The sequence below is a fragment of the Streptomyces sp. NPDC029956 genome (assembly GCF_055574655.1).
In genome coordinates this window covers 66,499-90,331 of the sequence record NZ_JBVHZJ010000014.1, presented here as the reverse complement: position 1 = coordinate 90,331, position 23,833 = coordinate 66,499, and the positions used below count along the sequence as shown (strand labels likewise).

The 23,833-nt window shown below is 74.9% G+C and carries 20 protein-coding genes; 11 read left to right on the top strand and 9 right to left on the bottom strand.

From position 1 onward, the window contains the following. Positions 1–94: 94 nt before the first annotated feature. Together secD and ACZ4XX_RS14095 are read right to left on the bottom strand one after the other, a co-directional pair. Complete coding sequence (gene secD / locus ACZ4XX_RS14100) at positions 95–2,431, bottom strand: protein translocase subunit SecD (protein WP_468508197.1); 2,337 nt, start codon at positions 2,429–2,431, stop codon at positions 95–97. Between the two features lie 147 nt (positions 2,432–2,578). Next, positions 2,579–2,980, bottom strand: coding sequence for a hypothetical protein (locus tag ACZ4XX_RS14095; RefSeq protein ID WP_468508196.1), 402 nt, complete (start codon positions 2,978–2,980; stop codon positions 2,579–2,581). A 210-nt stretch (positions 2,981–3,190) separates the two neighbouring features. Between ACZ4XX_RS14095 and ACZ4XX_RS14090 the strand changes: the two genes are divergently transcribed. The 11 genes from ACZ4XX_RS14090 (at position 3,191) to ACZ4XX_RS14040 (ending at position 16,708) form a co-directional block, all read left to right on the top strand. Continuing rightward, positions 3,191–3,898: a lysophospholipid acyltransferase family protein gene (locus tag ACZ4XX_RS14090; RefSeq protein ID WP_468508195.1), complete on the top strand. Its 708-nt coding sequence runs from the start codon at positions 3,191–3,193 to the stop codon at positions 3,896–3,898. A 147-nt stretch (positions 3,899–4,045) separates the two neighbouring features. Then, complete coding sequence (locus ACZ4XX_RS14085) at positions 4,046–4,795, top strand: cupin domain-containing protein (protein ID WP_468508194.1); 750 nt, start codon at positions 4,046–4,048, stop codon at positions 4,793–4,795. After that, positions 4,792–5,847, top strand: a complete 1,056-nt coding sequence (locus ACZ4XX_RS14080; protein ID WP_468508193.1) for a hypothetical protein — start codon at positions 4,792–4,794, stop codon at positions 5,845–5,847. Before ACZ4XX_RS14085 ends, ACZ4XX_RS14080 begins: the two co-directional genes overlap by 4 nt. Next, positions 5,844–6,947 carry a hypothetical protein gene (locus tag ACZ4XX_RS14075; RefSeq protein ID WP_468508192.1) on the top strand — a complete coding sequence of 368 codons (1,104 nt, stop codon included), beginning with the start codon at positions 5,844–5,846 and terminating at the stop codon, positions 6,945–6,947. Before ACZ4XX_RS14080 ends, ACZ4XX_RS14075 begins: the two co-directional genes overlap by 4 nt. Then, the gene (locus tag ACZ4XX_RS14070; RefSeq protein WP_468508191.1) at positions 6,944–7,933 is read left to right on the top strand and encodes a hypothetical protein; all 990 of its coding nucleotides are present in this window, start codon (positions 6,944–6,946) and stop codon (positions 7,931–7,933) included. The genes ACZ4XX_RS14075 and ACZ4XX_RS14070 overlap by 4 nt, the downstream gene beginning before the upstream one ends. Positions 7,934–7,976: 43 nt before the next feature. Further along, positions 7,977–8,546 carry a hypothetical protein gene (locus tag ACZ4XX_RS14065; RefSeq protein ID WP_468508190.1) on the top strand — a complete coding sequence of 190 codons (570 nt, stop codon included), beginning with the start codon at positions 7,977–7,979 and terminating at the stop codon, positions 8,544–8,546. 225 nt (positions 8,547–8,771) lie between these two features. Continuing rightward, on the top strand, positions 8,772–10,547 hold the full coding sequence (locus tag ACZ4XX_RS14060; RefSeq protein ID WP_468508189.1) for an asparagine synthetase B family protein: 1,776 nt from the start codon (positions 8,772–8,774) through the stop codon (positions 10,545–10,547). Between the two features lie 34 nt (positions 10,548–10,581). Beyond that, the gene (locus tag ACZ4XX_RS14055; protein ID WP_468508188.1) at positions 10,582–11,961 is read left to right on the top strand and encodes an aldehyde dehydrogenase family protein; all 1,380 of its coding nucleotides are present in this window, start codon (positions 10,582–10,584) and stop codon (positions 11,959–11,961) included. Between the two features lie 291 nt (positions 11,962–12,252). Next, positions 12,253–13,131, top strand: a complete 879-nt coding sequence (gene bdeA, locus ACZ4XX_RS14050) for a bis(hydroxyethyl) terephthalate hydrolase (protein ID WP_468508275.1) — start codon at positions 12,253–12,255, stop codon at positions 13,129–13,131. Positions 13,132–13,230: 99 nt separating this feature from the next. After that, positions 13,231–15,936 (top strand): helix-turn-helix transcriptional regulator, encoded by a 2,706-nt coding sequence (locus ACZ4XX_RS14045; RefSeq protein ID WP_468508187.1) that lies wholly within the window; start codon positions 13,231–13,233, stop codon positions 15,934–15,936. A 7-nt stretch (positions 15,937–15,943) separates the two neighbouring features. Then, complete coding sequence (locus ACZ4XX_RS14040) at positions 15,944–16,708, top strand: class I SAM-dependent methyltransferase (RefSeq protein ID WP_468508186.1); 765 nt, start codon at positions 15,944–15,946, stop codon at positions 16,706–16,708. A 43-nt stretch (positions 16,709–16,751) separates the two neighbouring features. Here ACZ4XX_RS14040 and ACZ4XX_RS14035 read toward each other — a convergent pair whose 3' ends face one another. The 7 genes from ACZ4XX_RS14035 to ACZ4XX_RS14005 all read right to left on the bottom strand — a co-directional run bounded on the left by ACZ4XX_RS14035 (position 16,752) and on the right by ACZ4XX_RS14005 (position 23,833). Next, the gene (locus ACZ4XX_RS14035) at positions 16,752–17,237 is read right to left on the bottom strand and encodes an NUDIX domain-containing protein (protein WP_468508185.1); all 486 of its coding nucleotides are present in this window, start codon (positions 17,235–17,237) and stop codon (positions 16,752–16,754) included. Between the two features lie 181 nt (positions 17,238–17,418). Continuing rightward, a complete protein-coding gene (locus ACZ4XX_RS14030) occupies positions 17,419–18,348 on the bottom strand; it encodes a glutaminase (RefSeq protein WP_468508184.1) in 930 nt (309 codons plus the stop codon). Continuing rightward, a complete protein-coding gene (locus tag ACZ4XX_RS14025) occupies positions 18,345–19,493 on the bottom strand; it encodes an enoyl-CoA hydratase/isomerase family protein (RefSeq protein ID WP_468508183.1) in 1,149 nt (382 codons plus the stop codon). The genes ACZ4XX_RS14030 and ACZ4XX_RS14025 overlap by 4 nt, the downstream gene beginning before the upstream one ends. A 449-nt stretch (positions 19,494–19,942) precedes the next feature. Then, on the bottom strand, positions 19,943–20,626 hold the full coding sequence (locus ACZ4XX_RS14020; RefSeq protein WP_468508182.1) for a GNAT family N-acetyltransferase: 684 nt from the start codon (positions 20,624–20,626) through the stop codon (positions 19,943–19,945). 297 nt (positions 20,627–20,923) lie between these two features. Beyond that, entirely contained in the window at positions 20,924–21,640 is a 717-nt protein-coding gene (locus ACZ4XX_RS14015; protein WP_468508181.1) for a ribonuclease H family protein, read from the bottom strand. A gap of 64 nt (positions 21,641–21,704) precedes the next feature. Then, positions 21,705–22,622 (bottom strand): phosphatase domain-containing protein, encoded by a 918-nt coding sequence (locus ACZ4XX_RS14010; RefSeq protein WP_468508180.1) that lies wholly within the window; start codon positions 22,620–22,622, stop codon positions 21,705–21,707. Between the two features lie 2 nt (positions 22,623–22,624). Continuing rightward, a complete protein-coding gene (locus tag ACZ4XX_RS14005) occupies positions 22,625–23,833 on the bottom strand; it encodes an RNA ligase (RefSeq protein WP_468508179.1) in 1,209 nt (402 codons plus the stop codon).

Below are 23,833 nucleotides of genomic sequence, written 5' to 3'. Positions count from 1 at the left end.
TACGGGGGCTCCGCCCGGTCGGACCGTACGGTGTGCGTGACGGGCCGCCGCCTCCGGCGCAGGCATTCCGGACGCGCCGCTCGGTTCACCCGGGTCAGACCACCGCCCCCGAGCGGTCCCGGTCCGCGCGGGCACCGCCCGCCCGCCGTCGCGTGCCGGAGCCGGAAGGGCCTCCCGATGCGCCGGTCGCGGCGGGAGCCGGGTTCCTGTTCTCCAGGGCCACGGCCAACGGCATCGCCGTGAACACCGTGGACGCCATGCCGAGCACGACTCCGGCAAGCAGCGCCACGGAGAAGTCCGTGAGCGAGTCGCCGCCGAGGACGGCCAGCGCCACCAGGACGAAGAGCGCCCCCATACCGGTGTTGACCGTGCGGGGCAGGGTCTGGGCGACGGCCCGGTCGGCGAGGTCCGCGAGCGACACGCCGCCACCGCGGCGCCGCAGCTCCCGCAGCCGGTCGAGGACGACCACCGAGTCGTTGACCGAGTAGCCGACGACCGTCAGGAGCGCGGCGAGGAAGACGCTGTCCACCGGCTTGCCGAGCCAGGCGAACAGGCCGATCACGAGCAGCACGTCCTGGGTCATGGCGGCGACCGCCGCCGTCGCGTACGTCCAGCGGAACCGTACGGTCAGATAGAGCAGTTGGGCCGCGACCGCCAGCCCGAGGGCGAGCAGGGCATGGGTGCGCAGCTCGCCTCCCAGGCTGGGGCCGATCAGGTCGTCGCGCTCCACCTCCACCGGGCCCGCGACCCGGATGAGCGCCTCCCGGATCTCCCGCTGCTCCCCGTCCCCGCTCTCCCGGACGCGTACCGACACGTCGCTGTCGCCGGTCGTCTGGACGACGGCGTCGGGGAAGCCCGCCCTCGCGATCGCGGCGCGCGCCGCGTCCGCGTCGACGGGGCGCTCGGCCGTGTACTGGACGACCCTGCCGCCGGTGAACTCGACACCGAACTCCACGCCACGAACGCCGATTCCGGCGAGGGCCACCATCAGGAGTCCGGCGCAGGAGAGCAGCCAGCGCCGCCGGTGGGCCATCAGGCGCGGCACCCGGCGGGTCAGCCGGGTGCGCAGCCGGCCGAGTCCTGCCATGCCCGTGACCGCCGGACGTCGGCGCACGGCGGGCAGGCGCAGGGCGAGGTCGGCGAGGAGGCGGGTGATGACCATCGCGGTGAGGAGGGAGGTCACGACGCCGATCGCGAGGGTCACGCCGAAGCCCTTGACGGGGCCGGTGGCGAAGACGAAGAGCAGGCCCGCCGCGAGCAGGGTGGTGACATGGGAGTCCGCGACGGCGCTCCACACCTTGCCGAACGCCGTCGTCAGCGGCCGCCGCAGATCGCGCCCGGACGCGGCCCGGCCCAGTGCCGCGTACTCCTCCCTCGCGCGCTCGAAGACGAGGACGTTCGCATCGACGGCGATGCCGATGGCCAGGACGAATCCGGCGAGGCCGGGGAGGGTGAGCGTGGCGCCGAGGGCGACCACCGCGGCGTACGAGATCAGCCCGTAGAGGAGGAGTGCGGCGGTCGCGAGGACGCCGAGGAGCCGGTAGATCACCATCACGAAGACCCCGGTGCAGGCGAGACCGATCACCGCGGCCCAGGCGCTGGCGCGGATCGCCTCGGCGCCGAGGGTCGGACCCACGGTGCTCTGCTCGATCGTCGTGACGGGGACCGGCAGGGCGCCGCCCTGGACGAGGGCCGCGAGGTCGCGGGCATCCTGCGCGGAGAATCCGCCGGTGATCTGCGCGGAGCCGCCCCCGATGCCCGAGCCGCACGGCACGCCGGTCTGCATGGCGGGCGCGGAGACGATGCGGTCGTCGAGGACGATCGCGACCCTGCGGGCCTGGTCTCCGGGCGACGCGCAGGCCGCGGCGCCGGTCAGCCGGGCCCAGGTGTCGGCGGCCCGGTCGCGGAAGGAGAGGTCGACCGTCCAGCCGCGGCCGCTCGTGGTGTCGAGCGCGGCCTCGGCGCTCTTGACGCCGTCGCCGGTGAGCGCGGGTGCGGCGAGGTCGAGGAAACGGCCGGGCGCGTCGGGGTCGGCGAGGACACGTGCCGTCCCGTTCTTCGCGGCCGGGCCCTGCGCCTCGCCGGTCACGGCGTGGAAGGTGAGCTGGGCCGTCCGGCCGATGACCTCGGCGGCCTGACGCGGGTCGCGGAGTCCGGGAAGTTCGACGACGATGCGGCGCTCGCCGGAGCGGGCGAGCGAGGGTTCGGCGACGCCGAGCCCGTCGACGCGCTTGCGGAGCACCTCCAGGGCGCGGTCGGTGGCCGCGGCGTCGGCGCGGGCGGTGGGGCCGTCCTCGGTCTGGAGGACGATGCGGGTCCCGCCGCGGAGGTCGAGTCCGAGGCGGGGCGGGGTGGTCAGGGTGATCCAGAGGGACAGGGCGACGACGGCGAGCGCGAGCAGCGCACGCCAGAGCGCGGAACGAGAGGACACGGATACTCCACGGGCGGCGCACGGCGACGGCGCGCGCCCACGCGGAGGGTGGGAGCGCGCGCCGGCCGTGCCGGACGTACGGATGGACACGCGTCGTGGACCGGTCCGGGGGCATGCCGATGACCCGGACGGCGACGCGGAGGAACGTCAGCTGTGCCGGGTGGAGGGAGGGCCGCGAGGGGCCCGCGGGTCGTGGGCCGTACCGGGCGGTGCGCGCTCCCGGCGGGGGTCGCCGGCGAGGACGCCGCGGGCCGGGAGGGAGAGGTCGGCGGGGACGACGGCCGTGCCCGCGGGCGTGACGGGGATCCGTACGGGGTTCTCGACGGCGGCGGGGAGTCGTACGACGGCGGTGGGCGCGAAGTGCGGCTCGGGAGCCGAGACGCGGGGTCCCGCACCGTGGGACGGCACGGAGGCCACGGTCCGGGTCGGAGCCGGTCCGGCCGTGTGGTCCGTCGCCTGCGCCGTCGACGCGGGAAGGACCAGGAGGGACCAGACCGCGCAGAGCATCGCGGGCAGGAGGGCCACGAGCTGTCGCGTCGAACGTCCCACCGTCCTGCCCCCTCTCCCGCTGATCCTGTTCCCCGTTCCCGGCAGTCGAGCCATCAGCCTAGACCGCCCCGCGGGGCCGCCTGCCACCGCGCCCCGCACCCATGTCCTCTGGGTACGGCAGCTGAGTACGCGTGCTCATGTGACGGGACGCCCGGTCTCGCACGATGGACGGGTCAGCGCCTCGTCCCACTCGGATCCAGGGGGCCCCTCGTGCTCAGCCGCCTCGCCGCCCGCGTCGTCCCGTTCTTCGGGCGACTGACCGTCACCGCCGATCCCGGGGCACGCCTCGAACCCGGCAGCATCCTGGTCGTGAACCACACCTCGACGGCCGACCCGGCACTCGTCCTCGCCGCGCTCCGCAAGCGGCTCGCCGTCGAGCCGGTGCTGCTCGCCACCGCGGGGCTGTGGCGGATCCCCCTGCTCGGCCGGGCCCTGACACGCGAGGGCCACGTGCCCGTCCACCGCGGCTCGGCCCACGCTGCCGCCGCCCTCGACCACGCGGCGGTGGCACTCGCCTCGGGACGGCACGTGATGCTGTACGCGGAGGGCCGGATCCCGACGCGTCCGGACTCCGCCGAGAACCCGCCCGAGGCGTTCCGCACGGGACTCGCGCGGCTCGCCGAGGCCACAGGGCGTCCGGTGGTGCCGATCGGTCAGGCGGGTGCCCGTCGGATCACGTCGGGCGGGCGCCTGAAGCAGATCGCCGGGGTGCTCACGGCGCCGGTCCGGAGGCCGTGTCTGCATGTCCACATCGGGGCGCCGCTGCGGCTGCCCGCCGATGTGACCGCTGCGACGGAGCTGGCCCACGGTGCCGTCACGGCGGCGTGGCGGACGGCGGCCGGGGCGCTCGGCGAACCCGCGGCGACGGCGGCCGGGGCGCTCGCCGAACCCACGGCGGCCTCTGACCGGGGACTCTGAGCGGGCCCCCGGGGCCCGGCGGAGGGGCGCGCGTTCACCTCCGGGTACCCCGAGAGTCGCCCCGAGGACTCCCGCTGTTGCCGAACAGCGCTCTACCATGCCGTTGTTGTGCGTGAGCACGTGCAACGGGCGTCAGGGGGAGGCGCGATGGCGGTACGACCCGTACGACAGGTACGAGCGCAGGACCGGATACCGGACGACCTACCGGGCCGGGGCCCGCGGGATCTGCCCGGTGGAGTGGAGCTGTACCACCTGCGGCCCGACGGCGGCATTCTGCTCGCCGACCGGGAGGGCAGCCGGGAACTCGGACCCGAGCAGGAGTTCCTGCGGTTCATCGACGACGGGCAGTTCGCCCACTATCTGGTCGGGGACGCGGCGACCTCGCCCGACCGGCCGTCGAACGCCACCGTCAAACTCGGCGTCGTGGGCCCGCGCAGTGCCTTCACCCCGCACGCGCACGGCGGGGAGCACTTCGTCCTCAGCCTCGGTCATGCCGCCTGCGGGCTGTATGACGAGGCCCGCGGGCGCGTCACCGACGTCCCGCTGACACCCGGCATGCTGATCCGGATCCCGGAGATGATGCCGCACTCCTTCGCCAACCGCGGCGACGTCCCGCTGACGATCCTCGCCGCGAACACCGGCTACGGGATCGACCACGAGGACTACGCGATCACCGCGGCCGAGGCCGAGCGGCGGGCCGGGTCCCCCGGCGGCTCCTCCGTCGGCGGCCGGACCGCACTGGCCGCCGAGCCCGTCACGGACTACCGGACGCTGGCCGCCGAGCTCCGCGACATCGAGCGCGCCCAGCGGGTCCACGGCATCGCCGCCACCACGGTCCGCGAACGGCTCGCCGCCCGGCTGCGCCGGGTGGCCGCCGCGCTGGAGGTGCCCAGGTGATCTGCCCGCACTGTGAACGCAACCTGCTCCGCAAGGAGCGCACCGGCAACCGCTGCACCCACTGCGGACGCTCCTACGCGCTGGACCCCAAGACCAACCCGCTCCGTCTCAACGACCTGCGGGTACGCCGGATCACCACCGCCCTCACGGACGGCGGCCGGATCGGGATCGTCCCCGACCAGCTCTGGTACGCCCTCTCCCGCAAGCGGCTCCGGGACAGCGAGTTCGGGCAGGGCTGCATGGGCGCGGCGTTCGTGGTGGCCGGCTTCGTCACGGTCATCGCCCTCTTCGCCGAGGCACCGGTCCTGCTGATCGCCTCCGCCGTCCTGCTGCTCATCGGCCTGGGCATCACCACGGCCCGGGCCATGGGCGCGGGCCGTGGCATCCCGCCGGTCGTCCGGGAGGCCTTCCCCGCACTGGTGCTCTCCCCCTGGCGGACGGTGTACGGGGTGCTCCCGCCCGGTGTGCTCGACATCGCGGGGTCGAACGGCGGCGCCGCGCACCCGGCCGACGCGGCCGCCACGACCGGGGTGCTGGTCTGCCCCGACCGCGCCGTCGTCGCCTTCCTCGTCGCCGACGGGCTGCCCGCCCGCCACGGCCTCGCGGTGGTCCGGAGCGCCACGGAGGCCGCGGCCGTCCCGTCGAAGGGTCCGGTGCTCGTGCTCCACGACTCCGACGCGGCGGGCGAACTGCTGCTACGCGGCCTCCGGGACGCCCTGCCCGGCCGGACGGTCATCGACGTGGGGCCGCCGCTGCGCACCGTACGGGCCCTGCCCCAGGCCGTTCCGTACCGGGACCGGCGAAAGCCGAGCCCGGCGGACATGCGGCTCCTCACCGCGCTGGGCACGTACACCCCCGAGGAGCTGAAATGGCTCGGACAGGGCTGGCGGTTCCCGCTCGTGGGGCTGCCGCCGGCCCGGCTGCTCGCGGTCGTCGACCGGGTCGCCGGGCAGGTGTCGCGCGGGGTCGACCCCGACCGGCGGCGCGCCGCGGAGCTGGGTTTCCTCACCTGGCCCGAGCCTGCAGGACCGGACCCGGTGGGTGGCCGGTGATCTGCCCGCACTGCGCCGCCCAGCTGGCGGCCAGGGAACGGACCGGGCAGACGTGCTCGCGCTGCGAGCGCCGGTTCGCGCTCGACCCGAAGGTCCACGGCCGGGGCATGCACGATCTGCGGATCCGGCGGATCGCCGAACGCGCCACCGACGGCGGACGCCTGAAGGTGACCCTCACCCAGCTCTGGTACCTCTCCCGTGTCTCCACCTCCCTCTGGGACGCGCGGCCCGCACGCGGGATCCGGCCGGGTGTCCGGTGGCTGGTCGCCGTGCCCCTCGCCGTTCTCCTCCTCTTCCTCGGCCGTCTCTTCCAGGGCTGGGCGGGGGCGCTCTCCGTCACCGCGACCTGCATCGTCGTGATCGCGGCCCTGTCCATCCCGTACCAGCCCGCCAGTAGGGCCTGGTGGAACATCACCCCCTCGGAGTCGACGTTCCGGCAGGCGATGACCGGTCCCTGGCGCACCGCTTACCGGCAGCTGCCCCCGGGTGTGGTGGACGACGACCCGCGCACGCCCGCACCCCGTGAGTCCGGCGCCGGCCGCCGCGAGGCCGTCATCCTCTGCACCGATCACGCGGTCGCCGTGTTCCTCCGGGTCAACGCCATCCCCACGAAGCTCACGGCACGGCTCGTCGAGGCCGAACCGGCCGCCGCGCACGAGGCACTGGCGGACGTGCCCGCCGGGCTCCCGGTGGTGGTGCTCCACGACGCGAGCGCCCTGGGAGCGCTGCTCGCACCGCTGTTGCGCCTCGCCCATCCGGGCCGGGTCGTGGTGGACGCCGGCCTCCCGGTCTCCGCGGTCCGGACCCGCCGGGGCGCCGTACACCGGGTCTCGACCACGTCCACGGTGGACGCGGTGGAGCTCCGTTCCGTCGCGGGCCTGACCGAGGAGGACGCCTCCTGGCTGGCCGGGGGCCGCTGGAGCCCGCTCGCCGCCGTCCCGCCGTCCCTCCTGGAGTCGGCCGTCACGGCCGCCGTGGAACGGGCCCTGTCCGCCCGTCCCCCCGCGCTCCGCTCCACCGACGGCTTCCTGACCTGGCCGGCCGAGGCGCCGGGGCAGGCCGGCGGCCCGTCCCGTACGAAAGGCGCCACGGCCGGATGAGCCAGCGACACCTCCCGCCCCCGCGCACCGGCCCGACCCCTGGGGCCGGGCAGCAGCCCGGATCCAGCCGCGCCGCCGGTGCCGGTCAGGCCGTCCGCACCGACGGCCGCACCGCCCTCGGCATCGCCGCGCGGACGACGGTCGGGATGGCCGACCGGGCCGTCACCGCGGCCGCGGCCCGCGCCGGAGCACCCGGCGGGCTGCGCTTCACCGAGCGTCAGCTGTACTACGAGACCTGCCGCGTCCTGAGCCCCGGTTCGACGCTCCTGAGGGGCCGCGTCCCCGGCACCCCGGCCCCGGTCCTGCGGCTGCCCCTGTTCACCCGCCTTCTGGAGGCGCGGGGCCGGGAGACCGTACCGGGACTCCTTCCGCCGCTGCCCGAGCCGGCCGCGCGGGTGGATTCGTCCGATTCCCCCGAGGCTCCCGAGCCCGACCTCTACGACTACGGGCTGCCCCGGCTGCTGCTGTGCCAGGACCGCTCGATCGCCGGGATGCTGCTCGCCAACCACGTCCATCTGGAGGCGGCCTGCCCGGTGTTCGCCGCCACCGACGCCCTGCCGCTCGACCCGCGGCTGCTCGCCGCCCTGCGGCGGGCCGAAGACGCCACCGTGTACGTGCTGCACGACGCGAGCCCGGCCGGGCTCGCGTTCCCGGCCCTGGTCCGAGCCGGTCTGGGGCCGGTGCCCGGCGTGCGGGTGGTGTCCCTCGGCCTGGCGCCCCGGCACGCGGCCGCCCTGCGCCTGCCCACCGGCCGGGGCCCGGCACCCGGTCCCGCCGCCCTCGCCGCCCTGCCCGCCGCGCTGCGGCCGCGGGAGGCCGACTGGCTGGCGGAGGGACGGTTCGCCGAGGTCGCTGCCGTGCCCCCGGACCGGCTGCTGCGCACCGTACTGCGCCTGACGCGGGGGCCACGACCACCCCGCGACTCCCTGTGGAGCGGCCTGCGCGGACTGCGCGGAACCGGCTTCATGACCTGGCCCGCCGCGTGACCCGTCCCGGCGCTCCCTCCCACCGACCCGAGGTACGCACACCATGAACCGTCCCGAAGAGATCGGCTACGCGGACGAACTGCTCGCCGACGGCACCGTCCACCGCCGCTACGAGGACGGCCTGGAGGAGTGGCGCCGCCGCGCCTCCGGCCACCCGCATCTCGTGCACTGGCACGACAACCGCGGCGCCTCCGGCACCGACGAGCTGCTCGGCGACCGCATCATCAAGCGCAGTCTCGCCGACGGCACCGTCACCTACGCCCGGGACATCGGCTACGGCCGCACGCTGTGGGCGCGCGGCGAGAAGGTCCTGGTGAACCGGAGTTCCTTCGGCGGCCGGATGGGCGTCCTGCTCGCGGGCCTCGGGGTGGCGACCCTCGCCGTCACCGCCGCCCAGCTGCCGCCGCTGAGCATGTCGCCCGAGCAGGAGGAGGCGCTGCGGCAGCAGCAGGCGCAGGCCCAGCAGTCCGGAGGCGGCGGAGGCGGGGGCGACACCGGTGGCTCGACCTCCGACGACGGGTCGGACGGGACCGACGGGTCCGGGGACGGGAACGACTGGGACGCGAACTGGGACGGGGACGGGGACGCCTGGAACGACGACGACTTCGGCTGATTCGGACGCCCGGCCGCGCCATCGGCGCCCGCCGTGCCCCGGCGCCCGGCGTCGTCCCCGAAACCGGCACCACCCGCGCCATCGGCGCCCGCCGTGCCCCGGCGCCCGGCGTCGTCCCCGAAACCGGCACCACCCGCGCCACCGTACGACGGCTCGACCACACCACCACACCACCGCGCCACCGCACCACCGCACGACAAGCAGCACCAGGAGAAGGAGCAGTTCGTGGCACGTCTGTGCGCCTGTCTGGCCGCCACCACCGGGCAGGCCCGCGCCCATCTCGACGCGATGGGCGCCCTCGGCCCCGGCCATGTCCCGGCCGAGGTCCCCGGGGCCGAGCTGTCGCTGCTCCCCGGTGAACACGGCCGCGCCGAGGGACCGTTCACCGCGCACGGGCGGACTGCCGTCGGAGAGGTCACCCTGCACAACCGCCCGGTGCTCCTCGCCGCCCTCGCGGAGCGGGCCGCTCCCCCGCCGCCCGACTGCACGGACGGCGAACTGCTGCTGCGCTGCTGGGCGTTGCTCGGGGACGCGGGGGTGGCCCTGGCCGAGGGAATGTTCGTGCTCGCCGTGCTCGACGGCCCCGATCTGGTCCTGATCCGTGACCACGTCGGTGCCCGCACCCTGTTCTACGCGCGCGCCGACGCCGCCTGGGCGGCCTCCACCTCGCTGCGCGCGCTGCGCCGCTGGCCCGCGCTCGGCACCTCGATGAACCTGTCCGCGGTCCGCTCCTTCCTCACCTTCGCCTATCTGCCCGGCGAGGAGACCCTGCTGACCGGGGTACGGGAGGTGCTGCCCGGCCGGGTGCTCCGGCTGCACCGGGACGGGACGTCCACCGAGACCGTCCACTGGGAGCCCCGTGAGCGGATCGAGGAACCCCTTCCGGAGGACCCGAGCAACCATGTCCTCGCGCTGCGGGGCCTGTTGGAGCGGGCGACGGCGAGCCGGCTGCCCGTCGCCGAGCCGGCCGCCGTGCTCCTCTCCGGCGGGATCGACAGCTCCCTGGTCACGGCCCTGGCGGCGAAGCTGCACGGTCACCCGGTGCACACCTACTCGATCAGCTTCGGCGACGATCTGCCGAACGAGCTGGGCTACTCGGGTCTGGTGGCCGCGCACTGCCACACCCGCCACCGGGTCCTGAACGTCTCGGGCGCGGCCGTGGCCTCCCGGCTCGCCGAGGCGGCCGCCCTGCTCGACAGCCCCGTCGGCGATCCGCTGACCGTGCCGAACCTGATCCTCGCCGAGGCGGTGGCCGCCGACGGCGCGTCCGTGGTCCTCAACGGCGAGGGCGGGGACCCCGTCTTCGGCGGGCCGAAGAACCTGCCCATGCTGGTCCAGGAGATGCACCGGACCCCGGGCGCGCCCTGGGACGAGGACCGGGCGACCGCGTATCTGCGCTCGTACCGCAAGTGCTGGACGGACCTGCCGGACCTGCTGACGGCGCAGGCGCTCGACGCCCTGCGGGGCGCCCCGCCCCTGGAGCGGCACGTGGCACCGTATCTGACGGCCGAGGGCGGCAGCCCGTACCGGATGGGGCACCTCCTCAACCAGCTGCTCCACTGCAACCTGCGGACCAAGGGCGCCCACCACATCCTCACCAAGGTGGAGCGGCTGACCTCCTCGCAGGGGGTGGAAGGCCGTTCCCCGCTCTTCGACCGGTCGGTCGTCGACCATGCCTTCGCCACCCCGCCTTCCTTCAAGCTCCGTGGAACGGCGGAGAAGTGGATCCTCAAGGAGGCCGTGCGGGACCTGCTCCCGGGCACGGTGGTCGACCGGCCCAAGAGCGGGATGCGGGTGCCGGTCCAGCAGTGGCTGACGGGCCCGCTCCGCGACCTCGGCCAGGACCTCCTCCTCGGGCCCAGATCCCTGCAGCGCGGCCTGTTCCGGCCGGAGACGGTCCGGGCCTGGCTGCGGGGCGAGGGCGCTCTGCTGCCCCGGCAGGGCGGCAAGTTGTGGCTGGTGCTCACCCTGGAGCTCTGGCTGAGGTCGTACGACGTGTGAACGCGCACCACCCCGATGGACGAGAGGCCCCCGCATGACCACCGACGCAACCGGCTCCCCCGCCGTGACCGAACTGACCGACCCCCGTACCGGGGCGCCGCGGGGTGCGGCCGTGCTGTCCCGGCTGCCCGAGGTCCGGGCCGCCGTCGCCGGTGCGCGTGCCGCCCTGCCCGGCTGGAGTGCCCTCACGCCCAAGGAGCGGGGCCGGCGCCTCGACCGGCTCGCCGGACTGGTCGAGGAGCACGCGGCGGAGTACGTGGCCCGCGAGGGGGCCGGGACGGGAAAGCCGGGGGCGGAGACGGCGGGCGAGGTCGATCAGGTCGCGGACCTGTTCCGATTCTTCGCGACGGCGGCCAGGACGCGTACGGCACCGGCCGCGGGCCTGCTGGTGGCGGGCCACGAGAGCTGGGTGCGCTGGGAGCCGGTCGGTGTGGTGGGTGTGGTCGTGCCGTGGAACTATCCGCTGCTGATGGCGGCCTGGCGGTGTGCGCCGGCCCTGGCGGCCGGGAACACGGTGGTGGCCAAGCCGGCCGAGACGACCCCGGACAGCCTGGAGCTCCTCGCGGAGCACGCCGCGCTCGCCCTGGGACCGGGGGTCCTCGTGCATCTCCCCGGCGACCGGGAGACGGGCCGCCTGCTCGTCGGGTCGGCGGTGGACATGGTGGCGTTCACGGGGAGCGGCCGGGCCGGGGCGGACGTGGCGGTCCGCGCGGGGACACGGCGGGTGAGCCTGGAGCTGGGTGGCAACGCTCCGGCGATCGTCCTCCCTGACGCGCCCGCCGACACCTGGGAGTCGCTCGCCGACGCCGTCACCTACAACGCGGGGCAGAGCTGTGCCGCTCCGGCACGGGTCATCACCCTGCCGGAGAACTACGAGGCCGCCGTCGCCGGGCTGACTGCGGCGATGGCCGCCCGGGTGGCCGGGCGGGACTTCGGTCCGCTCAACAACCCGGACCAGGCGGAGCGTTACGACCGTCTGGTCGCCGCGTCCGGCGCCAAGCGGAGCATCGCCGCGGACATCGCCCCGGCGCCGGGCGAGGAGGCGGGGCACTGGCGGCCTGCGCGGGTGCTCGCCGACCTCCCGGACGACGATCCGGCGGTCACCGAGGAGGTGTTCGGCCCGCTCCTCACCGTGCAGCGGGCCGACGGTCCGGCGGCGGCGCTCGCCCTGGCGAACGGCGTCCCGCAGGCCCTCGCCGCGAGCGTGTGGACCACCGACCTGACGACCGGCCTGGAGCTGACGGCCGCCCTGGACGCGGGCGAGACCTGGGTGAACTGCCATCTCGTACAGACGGCGGAACTCCCGCACGGCGGCCGTGGCGCCTCCGGCCACGGAACGGACCTGAGCACGCTGGCGCTCCAGGAGTACCAGCGGCCGAAGACGGTGACGGTCCGGCTGGGACGCCGGGCCTGACACCGGGCCCGGAGGGCGTCAGGTCCCGCGTCCCGGCGGGCCTGGCTCCGGGCACGCGGGGCGTCCTGCCGGTCGTGGGCCGAGCCGGACGAGGGTGTCGGAGAGGGTGACGACGGCGAGGTGGAGGCACCGTCCGGAGAAGACCGGCGATTCCACCGATGCCCGTGGGGCGTGCCGACCGGACAGTGGCCGGGCCAGTTCACGGCGTGGCCACCGTCCGGACGCTCGGGTGGCGGCCACCCCACGACACGAGAGGACGACTCCGTCGTGACACGACACTTCGGCGCGGCCATGGCCGCCGCCTGTCTGACCCTGCTGCTCGCCCCCGGCGCCCAGGCCGCCGGCTCCGCTCCTGCGAGCCCGGCGGCGGCCGCCGCGGTGGCGGACAATCCGTACGAGCGCGGTCCGGCGCCCACCCAGACGAGCATCGAGGCGCTGCGCGGCTCGTACACCGTCGGCGAGACGGCCGTCTCCTCGCTCGCCGTCAGCGGCTTCGGCGGCGGAACGATCTACTACCCGACGTCCACGAGCGACGGCACCTTCGGCGCGGTGGTGATCTCGCCGGGGTTCACCGCCTACCAGTCCTCCATCGCGTGGCTCGGGCCGCGGCTCGCCTCGCAGGGCTTCGTGGTGTTCACCATCGACACCCTGACCACGGTCGACCAGCCCGACAGCCGTGGGCGGCAGCTCCTGTCGGCGCTCGACTACCTGACCCAGCGCAGTGCCGTGCGGGGCCGCGTCGACGCGAGCCGGCTCGGCGTGATGGGGCACTCGATGGGCGGCGGCGGCACCCTGGAGGCCGCCAAGAGCCGGCCGTCGCTCAAGGCCGCCGTTCCCCTCACCGCGTGGAACACGGACAAGACCTGGCCCGAGATCACCACGCCCACGCTCGTCATCGGCGCCGACGGCGACACGATCGCCCCCGTCGCCACGCACTCCGAGCCGTTCTACGAGAGCCTGCCCGGTTCGCTCGACAAGGCGTATCTGGAGCTCAACGGCGCCACGCACTTCACCCCGAACTCGTCGAACACGACGATCGCGAAGTACAGCCTCTCCTGGCTCAAGCGTTTCATCGACGACGACACCCGCTACGACCAGTTCCTGTGCCCGTTGCCACGGCCGAGTCTGACGATCGACGAGTACCGGGGCACCTGCCCGCTCGGTTCCTGACGCTCTGTGCACCGTCACAGAACCCGGTTCCCGGGTCTGGGCCACCGCCCAGGCCCGGGAGCCTTCCGCCGTCCCCTACGGGTCGGTAACGTGACCGCCGTGAGCGGAGCGACGCACCCCGCCGACGGCCCGCGGCTCTACGACCGCGCGGCCGAACTCGCCGCCGTGGCCCGCCTGTCGGCCCGTGCCACGGCCGGACGGGGCGGTGTCCTGTTCGTCACCGGCAGCCCCGGCGAGGGGCGCACCGCCCTTCTCTCCCGGGCGGCGTACGACTTTCCCGGTACGGCGTACCGGGTCGCCGCGCCCCACCACCGGGGTCCGTGGAGCGCGGTGCGGGCACTGTTCACGGAGCTCGCCCCCACCCCGGCGGCCGGGCGCCGCGCCCTGCGGCTCGCGCGGAGCGAGGACGGGCTCGCCCGGGCCGTGGCCGCCCTCGCCACCGAGGGGGCAGCCGTACTGATCTGTGTGGACGACCTCCATCTGTGGGACGCGCATTCGCGGGCCGCCCTCGCCGCGGCCTGGCAGGAGGACGGCGGCCGGGCGCGCGGCCGACCGGGCCGGGTGGGGTGGCTGGTGTCGGCCGCGCGCCATCACCGGTTCCCCGAGGTGCCGGGGGCGGAGACGGTGCGGCTGGGCAGACTGACCCTGTCCGGGGCGCGGGCGCTGCTCGGCGACCTGTGCCCGGTGGTCGCCCCCGCGCCGCCGGTCGGGGAGCGGTTGCTCGACGAGGCGGCCGGGCATCCCGGTGTCCTGGCCGCGGCGGTACGGCGCCTGACCGCGCCTCAGCTCGCCGGGTTCCTGCCCCTGCCGCGGCCTGCGGTCGACGACACGGTCCTCGCCGAGGTGTACGGCGGACTCCTGGAGCGCCTCCCCGCTGCCTCCCGCCGGCTGCTCGCCACGGTCGCCGTGACGGCCCTGGCGGGCCGGGCCGGGGCCGACGGTGCGGGCACGGAGGCGTACGGGGTCGGCGGCGGCGTCGGCCGGTCGGCGCCCACCGGGACGCGCGGGGTCCGCACCCCGTCCGAGCCGCTGGAGGGACTGGTCGCGGACGGGCTGCTGCGCCGCCGCAGGGGAGGGTCGGTCGGCTTCGAGGACCCGTTCCTCGGGCGCGCCGCGCTCGCCTCGGCCCGGCCGTCCTGGCCCGGGGCGACCCGGGCAGCCGCTCCGTCCGGGGGCACCGGGGTGCCTTCGGTGGACCGCCCGGGCCCTGCGTCGGCGTCCTCGGCGGAGCGCCCGGTGGCCGGCGCGGCGCTCGCGCGGGGCGAGGGTCATCGGGCCGACCGGCTGGGGCCGTCCGCCGCCGCGCGCACGCTCTCGCCGGTCGCCCGGGGCCGGGCACAGCTGGTCCGGGGGCTTGCGGCGCTGGCCGGAGGCCCGGTCATGGACGCCCATGAGGCGCTGCTCCAGGCGGCGGAACTGCTGCGGGGGCGGGCGCCGGTGGAGGCGTCCGACGCCCGGTTCCTGGCGATGGAGGCGGCGTGGGCGGGCGGCGACGTGGAGGCGTGTCTGGCCGCCCTGGACGGAGGCGAGGACGTGCGTGGTGCGGAGCGCGACTTCGCCGAGGGGCTGAGTGCCGCGTTGACGGTACGGCTGGACGACGCTCGTACGGCACTGGCGCGGGTGGTCGCGGGGGACGGTGGTGCGGACGATCCCCGGCTGCTCCTTCGGGCCGGGGCGGCCGCGCTCGTCCTCGGGGACACCGCGGCGGCGGCCCGGATCCATGCCCGTGCGCTGGTCCGGGCGCGGGCGGAGCACCGCACCGCGCTGCTGCCCCACGCGCTCGAACAGCTCGCGTACGCCGAACTGCGGGCCGGGCGGTACAGCCGCGCCGCGCGCGCGGCGCGGGAGGGGCTGCGGACGGCGGAGGCGACGGGCCAGCACAACGTGGCGGCCCATCAGCACGCCGTACTGGCTCTGGTGGCATCGGTGGAGGGCGACGGGTCCGCGGTGACGGAGCACGCCGGGCGGGCGCTCGCGACGGCGGGACCGCACGGGCTCGTGCAGGCCGCGACGCTCGCGGAGTGGGCGCTGGCGCGGGCGGAGCTGGGGCGGGGTCTGGCCGCCCAGGCGGCGGCGCGGCTCGTCCCGTTGGTCCGGCCGGGCCCGCGGGGCGGTCATTTCGCGCTGCGCATGCTGGTGGTCCCCTGTTTCGTGGAGACCGCGGTCGAGGCCGGCCGGGACGCGGAGGCCCGGGACGCGGCCGAGGAGTACGCGGCCTGGGCCGCGCTGGGCGTCGACGGTCCCGCGCAGGCGCAGTTGGCACGCTGCCGGGCCCTGCTCGCGGAGGGCGAGGCGTCGGCGTACTGGTTCCGTGAGGCGGTGCGCCGCCACGACAGCTGCGGGAACGACTTCGAGCGGGCCCGCACCCTCCTCGCGTACGGCAGATGGCTGCGGCGCCGCCGACGGCCGGGGGACGCGCGCGGTCCGCTGCGCGACGCCCTCGTGACCTTCGAGCGGGCCGCCGCCGACGGCTGGGCCGAGCACGCGCGCTCCGAACTCCGGGCCACCGGAGGCACTTCGGGCGGGGCGCCGGACCCGGCGGCGCTGCGCGAGCTGACCCCGCAGCAGCAGCGCATCGCCCGCCTCGTCGCGCGTGGCTCCACCAACCAGGAGGTCGCCGACCACCTCTCGCTCAGCCCCCGCACGGTGGACCACCATCTGCGGGGCGTCTTCGCCCGGCTGGGGATCCGTTCCCGGGTGGAACTCCCGGGCGTGGTGGACGGGTGGGACGCGGAGGTGCCGGCATCGGCGGGCACGCGGCCGGCAGGCCGTCGACCCGGTCCCGGGCCGGGCGACCGGCGATGATGAGGGGATGACACGAACCTTCGAAGAACTCGTCGCGGAGGCCTCCGAGGCGTCCGTCGACGGCTGGGACTTCTCCTGGCTCGACGGGCGGGCGACGGAGCAGCGGCCGTCCTGGGGCTACCACCGGATGCTCGGCGACCGGCTCGCCCGTGCCTCGGCCAGCCTCGACGTCCAGACGGGCGGCGGGGAGGTCCTCGCCGGTGTGCCCACGCTGCCGCGGACGATGGTGGCCACCGAGTCGTGGCCGCCCAACCTCGCCCGGGCCACCGCGCTCCTGCACCCGCGGGGAGCCGTCGTCGTCGCGGATCCCGACGAGCCTCCCCTGCCGTTCGGCGACGCCGCGTTCGACCTCGTCACCAGCCGGCACCCCGTCACGGTGTGGTGGGCGGAGATCGCCCGCGTCCTGCGGCCGGGCGGCACGTACCTCGCGCAGCACGTCGGTCCCGCCAGCGTCTGGGAACTGGTCGAGCACTTCCTGGGCCCGCAGCCGGAGTCGGCTCGGGACCGGCACCCCGACGACGAGAGCGCGGCGGCGCGCGGCGCCGGTCTCGAGATCGTCGATCTCCGCTCCGAGCGGCTGCGGATGGAGTTCCACGACATCGGCGCCGTGGTGTGGTTCCTACGCAAGGTCATCTGGATCGTGCCGGGGTTCACGGTGGAGTCCCAGCTGCCCCGGCTGCGCGCGCTCGACGCGCTGATCCGCGCGGAGGGTCCGTTCGTGGCCCACTCCGCACGGACCCTGGTCGAGGCACGCAGGCCGGACACCGCTTAGGAGAGGTCCGACCCGTACCGCCCGGCCGGGCGTGCGGACGCCGCTACGTTCCGGGCACGGCCCGGCGCTCCAGGTACGCGGCGCGGGGGACACTGCCGGCCACCAGGGGCGCCATGTGGGCGCGGTAGCGGGGCGACAGGGTTCCGAGCGAGGTGATCTTCTCCAGCGGGACCCAGTCGAGGCCGATCTGGTCGATGTCCTGCTCGGTTCCGCCGACGAGTTCGGCGCTGCCCTCCACGGTGCAGAGGAAGACGACCTCGACCCGGTGGAAGTTCTCCGGGGCGAGGTCGCCGGGGTCCTCCCTCCAGCCCTCCAGGACCCAGAGCAGCGGGCCGACCCGCACGGTCAGCCCGGTCTCCTCGCGCACCTCCCGGCGGAGCGCGTCGGGCAGCAGCTCTCCGGTCTCCTGGCCCCCTCCGGGGAGGAAGTGACACTCTCTGCCGTTCCAGAGGTTCCGGGTGAGCAGGACGGACCCCTCGTGGAGGACGACGGCCTTCGCGGAGTTGCGGATGCGGGTGGGAACGGTCATACGGGTCTCCTCGGTCCGGGCTGTCGGCCACCCCGGCAGCATGCCCACCCCGTCCGCCGACATGCCCCCTCCCGCGCCCGCACCGTGCGGTCTGCCCCGCCGACCGCGCAGGTGGGAGGACCGCGGGGAAAGGAGAACCGCGGGGAGGGGAGGACCGCGGGGAGGGGAGGACCGGCGCGGGTCAGAAGACCGACAGACCCGTGATGGTCGTGAAGCGGTCGAGGGCGGTCACACCGGCCACCGAGTTGCCCCGGTCGTCGAGACCCGGGCTCCAGACACAGAGGGTGCAGCGGCCCGGCACGACGGCGACGACCGCTCCGCCGACGCCGCTCTTGCCCGGGAGACCCACCCGGTAGGCGAAGTCACCGGCCGCGTCGTACGTACCGCAGGTGAGCATGACGGCGTTGACCTGCTTGGCCTGGCTGCGGGTCAGCAGCCGTGAGCCGTCGGCGCGCAGACCGTGGCGGGCCAGGAAGCCGGTGGCGAGGGCCAGGTCGGCGCAGGACGCTTCGAGGGAGCACTGGCGGAAGTACTCGCGCAGCAGGTCGGGCACCGGCCCCGTGATGTTGCCGTAGGAGGACATGAAGTGGGCGAGGGCCGCGTTGCGGTCGCCGTGGGCGGCTTCCGACGCGGCCACGTCGGTGTCGAAGGCCAGGTCCTGGTTGCCGCTCTCGGCGCGCAGGAAGGCGAGCAGGCTTCCCGAGGCGTCGCCCGTCAGCCGGTGCAGGCGGTCGGTGACGACGAGGGCGCCGGCATTGATGAACGGGTTGCGCGGGATGCCGTTCTCGTACTCCAGCTGGACCAGGGAGTTGAACGGGTCGCCGGAGGGTTCCCGGCCGACATGGGCCCAGAGCGCGTCGCCCTCTCCGGCGAGGGCGAGCGCGAGGGTGAAGACCTTGGTGACGGACTGGGTGGAGAAGGGCCGCCGCCAGTCCCCCACCCCGTAGACCGTGCCGTCGAGTTCCGCCACGGCCATGCCGAAGTCGGTGGGGTCGCCGGCGGCGAGCGCGGGGATGTAGTCGGCCGGGGTGCCCCGGTCGGTGAGCTCGGCGATCTCCTCGGCGATGCGGTCGAGGACGGGCTGGAAGGAGGTGGTGGCGTTCGTGGTCACGCGCGGTCCCGCGGTCCCGGGTCCTCGACGGTCTGCCGGGGCGCCCGCCGGTGCTCGGCGGACCGCCCGGTGGTCCGCCGGTTCGCCTCGTCCTGCGGGGCGGCGGCGAGGCCGAGGTCGCCGCCGGCAGGTACGGCGAAGAAGCGGGCGACGGACTCCTCCGTGACCTCGGGGAGGGTGGCCGGGGTCCAGCGGGGGTTCCGGTCCTTGTCGACGACCTGGGCACGGATGCCCTCGACGAGGTCGGGGGTGGTCAGGGCGGCGCAGGAGACGCGGAACTCCAGGTCCAGGACCTCTTCGAGGGTCGTGAGGGCCCGCGAACGACGCAGGGTGGCCAGGGTCGCCTTGAGGGCCGTCGGGGACTTCGCGAGCAGGGTGGTCGCCGCCTCCTTGGCGGCGGGCACTCCGGTCTCGAAGAGGCGGTCCAGGACGGTCTCGACGGTCTCGGCCGGGTAGCAGGCGTCGATCCACGGCCGCTGCTCGGCGAGGACGCCGGGCGGGGCCGTCGCGGTGTGCCGGGCGACGGCCTCGTCGGCCGGGAGCCGGGTCAGGTCCCGGACCAGGGCGGGCAGTTCGGCGGAGGGGACGAAGTGGTCGGCGAGGCCGGTGAGGATCGCGTCGGCGGCTCCGACGTGGCCGCCGGTGAGGGCGAGATGGGTGCCGAGCTCGCCGGGGGCGCGCCCCAGGAGGTACGTACCGCCGACGTCGGGGACGAATCCGATGCCGGTCTCCGGCATGGCGACCCGGGAGCGTTCGGTGACGACGCGGAGGGAGCCGTGCGCGGAGACGCCGACGCCGCCGCCCATGACGATGCCGTCCATGAGGGCGACGAACGGCTTCGGGTAGCGGGCGATACGGGCGTTGAGCCGGTACTCGTCGCGCCAGAAGGCGGCGGAGCCGGATCCGTCGGCGCGCGCGTCGTCGTGGATGGCGCGGATGTCTCCGCCGGCGCAGAGGCCGCGCTCGCCCGCGCCTTCGATGACGACGGTCGTGACGGCCGGGTCGTGCTCCCAGTCGGTCAGGGCCGCGTCGAGGGCGAGGACCATGGCGTGGGTGAGCGCGTTGATGGCGCGGGGGCGGTTCAGGGTGAGGAAGCCGGCCCGGCCCTCCGTCCGGAGGAGTACGTCGGCGGTTCCGGTCGGCACGTTCACTCGGTCCCTTCGGTGCGCGGGGCGCTGTCGCGATCACCGTACCGGGCGGTCCGGGACACGACCCAGGTGGATCCGGCGATCACCGCCGGCCGTACCGGTCGCCGCGGGCAGCCCCGGCCGTACCGGTGGCCCGGTCGGTCGCCGGGAGGAGGCGTCGACGCACCGGCGGACGCCCGGGGTGTCGTGCGCGTGGCGGGCGGCGCGGAGGATGCCCGCCACGTACGGGGGCTCGGCGGAGCGGGACCGCGACGAAGGCGCGGGAAGGTCACGGGGACGGGGGGCGGGAAGGACTCATCCGCTTCTCGCGGATCCTGATTGCACGGTGCACGGTCTGTGACGGCCGCTACCCCGCGTCCTCGAATGTCGAGTCCTTCCCGTCCCTTCCATGGAACCACCGCTCCGGCGGGGGCGCGAGCGCCCGCCGGAGCGGTGCCGGAAGGGGTTCAGGCCGGGAGCAGATCCTGCGGAACGCGCACCTGGCGGGGTGTGGACAGACGGATTTCGATGATGTCGCGGACGGTCGGCCATTCCTCGTCGAGGACCGAGTAGAAGGCCGTGTCGCGGACGGCTCCGTCGAGACCTCGGGAGTGGGCGCGCCTGACTCCTTCGCAGCTCGCTCCGAGGCGCTCGATCGCGATTCTGGAGCGGGTGTTGCGGGCGTCCGCGCGCATCGTGATGCGACGCACGCCCCAGGCTTCGAAGGCGTGCCGGAGCATGAGGTACTTGGCCTCGGTGTTGACGCCGGTCCCCCGGGCGTCGCCCGCGATCCAGGTGTTGCCGATCTCGGCGGCGTCCGGCACGGAGGTCAGCGGATCTCCGTGGGGCATGCCGGGGACGGGCGGCCACACCAGCGGCCCCCGCCAGTAGTCGAGTTCGAGGAACCGGGTCGAGCCGATGACTCGCTCGTCGGCCGTGCTCACCAGGGCGAAGGGCAGGCATCTTCCTGCCGCCTGATCGCTCAGGGCACGGGCGATGTAGTCGAGGGCCGATTCGAAGCCGTCGGGTACGGGGGTGAAGGCGTAGGCCGATCGGTCCGCCCCGCCGGCCCGGGCGAGGGCTTCGGCGTGCCGCATCGCCAGCGGCTCCAGGCGCACGGAGCGCCCGGTCAGGAGAACAGGTACTGGCACGGAACCTCGGGTCTTTCACGGGCAGGGAAAGCTTCCGCCGAGGGGTCACCGCGGCGGCAGCAAGGGGGAGGTTCTCGCCGGTGCCGACCACGTCAAGAGAGCGACAAATAAGCAGGTAAAACGGTTCGTCACCGGTGGCGAGGAGGACAGTATGCAGCCACAAGCGCTCGGAGAACAGAACCCCCGGCGAACCCGGATACACGCCTGGGTGAAGGCTGGCGTGCACCCGGCCGGAGCGGTCTCAAGCAACGGACGGAGCCGCCCGCCAGTCGGACGGCGGGACGGCTCCGAAGGGGTTCAGACGCAGGTGGGATGGCCCCAGCCGTCGGGGTTCTTCGCGATGGTCTCACCCTTGTCGTAGGCCTTGCCGCAGCGGCAGCGACCCGAGAATCTCGCCTTCAGCGTGCCGCCGGACGGGCGACTCCGACGCGTGGCCGCACCACCGGAGGAACCGGCCGGGGCACCGCCCGGGGAGCCGGACGGCGCTGAGGAGCGCGTACGGGGCGCGGAGGCGCGTGTCGGGGCTTCCGGGGGCGGCAGCGGTGCTCCCGCGGCGGAGCCCGTGGGCTCCTGCGTACGGGCGGTGTGGCTCGCCGCGCGGTCGGCCGCGTCGTTGAGGGGGTCGCCGTCGACCTGGTGCGCGGGCACGTAGACGAAGTCGACGTCCCGGCCGGTGAGGAGCGCGTCGATCCGGACGACCAGGTCCTTGTTGGCCACGGGGCTGCCGGAGGACGTCTTCCAGCCCTTGCGACGCCAGCCGGGGAGCCAGGTCGTGACGGCCTTCATGGCGTACTGGGAGTCCATCCGGACCTCGACCGGCACCGCCGGGTCGAGGGTTTCGAGCAGTTGCTCCAGAGCCGTGAGCTCGGCCACGTTGTTGGTCGCGCGGCCGAGCGGGCCGGCCTCCCAGCGGTCGATCGCTCCGTCGGAGCGGCCGATGACCCATGCCCAGGCCGCGGGGCCGGGGTTTCCCTTGGACGCGCCGTCGCACGCCGCGATGATCTTTTCCACCATCCCACGATCCTGACACGGCGGCGGGGGCGGGCGGTCCCACCCCCGCGGCGCCGGCCGCCGTGGGTCAGAAGTCGCCGTAGTTGACCTGCCAGGTGGGCAGGCCCATCCGGCGCCAGAGGGCGACGACACGGTCACGGTCGTCGAGCGAGACGCGGACGTTGTACCGGTGGCGCACCTGGGCGTCGAAGAGCTCGGCCTTCACCAGGTCGTCGCCGCGGCCGTCACCGGACGCCCGCATCCACAGCTCGTCGTACGGCACCTCGTGGTGGGCGAGCCAGGCCTCGGTGAGCGCCCGGTGGTCCTCGCTCCGGCCCGACAGCAGCACGATCCGGTCCTGCTCGGTGTGCCGGAAGGCACGCAGGGCGTCCCGCACCGAGACGTTGAGCAGGTCGCGGTCGCAGTACCTGAAGTCGTACGGGCCCCGGTCGACGCGCAGGGCGAGGGTGCCGTCGATGTCGCACATGACGGCGGTGGGGAGGCTGGGGTCGGGGACGTAGGGCTCCCCGACCGTGGGGCGGTCGTTGAGCCAGTCCGCGGTGAGCCGCCAGCCGCCCCTGGTGGCCTTGGCGTGCTTCTCGGCGAGGATGCGGATGATCTCCTCGCCCACGGCCCGCTCGCGGGCGGCGTCGCGGCGCACGCACTCGTCGACGGGCACGTCGGTGAAGTCGTGGACGACGAAGGTGGCGAGGCCGCCGACGGCGGCCTTCAGCCGCTTCGGGATGTGCGGGGTCAGATGGGTGTTGTCGACGACGACGTCGAAGCCGTCGTCGACGGCGGCGCGGACGGCGGCGTCCTGGATGCCGAGCACGGTCTGCTCGTGCTTGTGGGAGCGGCCGCGGTCCGGTGCGGGAATGTCGAGCATGGAGCGGAGATCGTCGAGGTTGACGCGCCGCACGCGTCCCTCGGCGGCCGCCTGGAGGGCGCGGGCGGCCGTCGTCTTCCCGGAGGCCGGGAGGCCGGTCATGACATGGACGACAGGCACGGTCAGTTCTCCTGGTCGTGGGCGAAGGGGTCGGTGGCCTCGGGACGCAGCTGGCGCCAGACGAGGAGGTCGGTGGGGCGCCCGTCGAGGCGCAGGAACAGGGCGGCGCGCAGGCCGCGGTCGGACACCCCGGCCGCGGCACGGGCGAAGGCGCCACGGTCGCCGGCGAGGTGGGCCAGGCGCGCGTACGCCTCGTCGACGGCCCGCTCGCGCTCGGTGGCCGCGGTCTCGAAGCCGCCGATCAGCTCGCGCACCCAGGCGTCGAACTCGTCCGGCACCTGCTCCAGGAGGGCGTCCAGCGGCTTGCCGCCGTCGGCCTCGACCTCGGCCACGGAGCAGCCGAGGCCCTTGGCGACCTCGCCGACCGGAAGCGCGGCGAAGCGCTGGATGCCGTGGCCGCGCCAGATGTCACGCTCGGTGACACCGGTGAGCACCTTGTGGAGGCGCACGTACTCGGCGAGCTTGGCCTTGGCGCGCAGGCCGGAGGCGAAGCGCAGGACGAAGCCCTCGGCGTCGGTGCCGGTGGCACGGTGGCCGCCGGGGAGGGTGTTGGACTCCGTCAGGGCGACGAGCTCGGCGAGGCCCATGGCGGGCCAGGTGCGGACGACGGAGCCCACGGGCTGCCAACCGGTGGCGGCCTCGGCGAGCGGGATCTCGGTGCCGTCCGGACCGAACGCGGCGAGCAGGACGAGGTCGCGGCGCTCGCCGTAGTTCACGACGATGCGGTTGCCCGGGTAGAGGATCTCGGCGAGGTACGTGGCTCCGGGCGTCAGGCCCGCCGTGTCGGCCGCGTCGAGCCGGCGCTGAGCCCAGGTGGCCTGGGTGCTGGTGAAGGAGCCCTTGGAGGCGGCGTGCCAGCGGCCGTCGTAGTGGAAGACCACGGCGAGGCTGCCGTCGACCTTGTCGTACACCTCGAACGCCTCGTCGGGCAGTGGCGGCGCGTAGGGGCGGCCGGCGGCGTGTTCGGAGACGTTGAAGAACTTGGGGAGGGGGAGGGCGACGATCCGTCCGGTGGCGTCGTCGGCGACGAGTCCGCGGCAGCGGGTGGTCGCCCGGTTCCAGTGCTGGGCGTACTGGCACCCGCGCGTGTACGTGTAGATCGACAGCGGCAGCTCGGGGTGCCTCTTGCGCGTGACGTGCCCGTCCGCGAGTGCGGCGGTGAGCTCGTCGGACGGCATCAGGTCGTGCAGAGTCAGGGTCGCCTGGCTCAT

What these genes read in the sequence shown, in the direction of transcription:
- ACZ4XX_RS14040 (WP_468508186.1), top strand. Translation starts at nt 15,944, where the DNA reads ATGACACGAACCTTCGAAGAACTCGTCGCGGAGGCCTCCGAGGCGTCC.
- bdeA (WP_468508275.1), top strand. Translation starts at nt 12,253, where the DNA reads ATGGCCGCCGCCTGTCTGACCCTGCTGCTCGCCCCCGGCGCCCAGGCC.
- ACZ4XX_RS14070 (WP_468508191.1), top strand. Translation starts at nt 6,944, where the DNA reads ATGAGCCAGCGACACCTCCCGCCCCCGCGCACCGGCCCGACCCCTGGG.
- ACZ4XX_RS14055 (WP_468508188.1), top strand. Translation starts at nt 10,582, where the DNA reads ATGACCACCGACGCAACCGGCTCCCCCGCCGTGACCGAACTGACCGAC.
- ACZ4XX_RS14065 (WP_468508190.1), top strand. Translation starts at nt 7,977, where the DNA reads ATGAACCGTCCCGAAGAGATCGGCTACGCGGACGAACTGCTCGCCGAC.
- ACZ4XX_RS14005 (WP_468508179.1), bottom strand. Translation starts at nt 23,833, where the DNA reads ATGAGCCAGGCGACCCTGACTCTGCACGACCTGATGCCGTCCGACGAG.
- ACZ4XX_RS14035 (WP_468508185.1), bottom strand. Translation starts at nt 17,237, where the DNA reads ATGACCGTTCCCACCCGCATCCGCAACTCCGCGAAGGCCGTCGTCCTC.
- ACZ4XX_RS14015 (WP_468508181.1), bottom strand. Translation starts at nt 21,640, where the DNA reads ATGGTGGAAAAGATCATCGCGGCGTGCGACGGCGCGTCCAAGGGAAAC.
- ACZ4XX_RS14085 (WP_468508194.1), top strand. Translation starts at nt 4,046, where the DNA reads ATGGCGGTACGACCCGTACGACAGGTACGAGCGCAGGACCGGATACCG.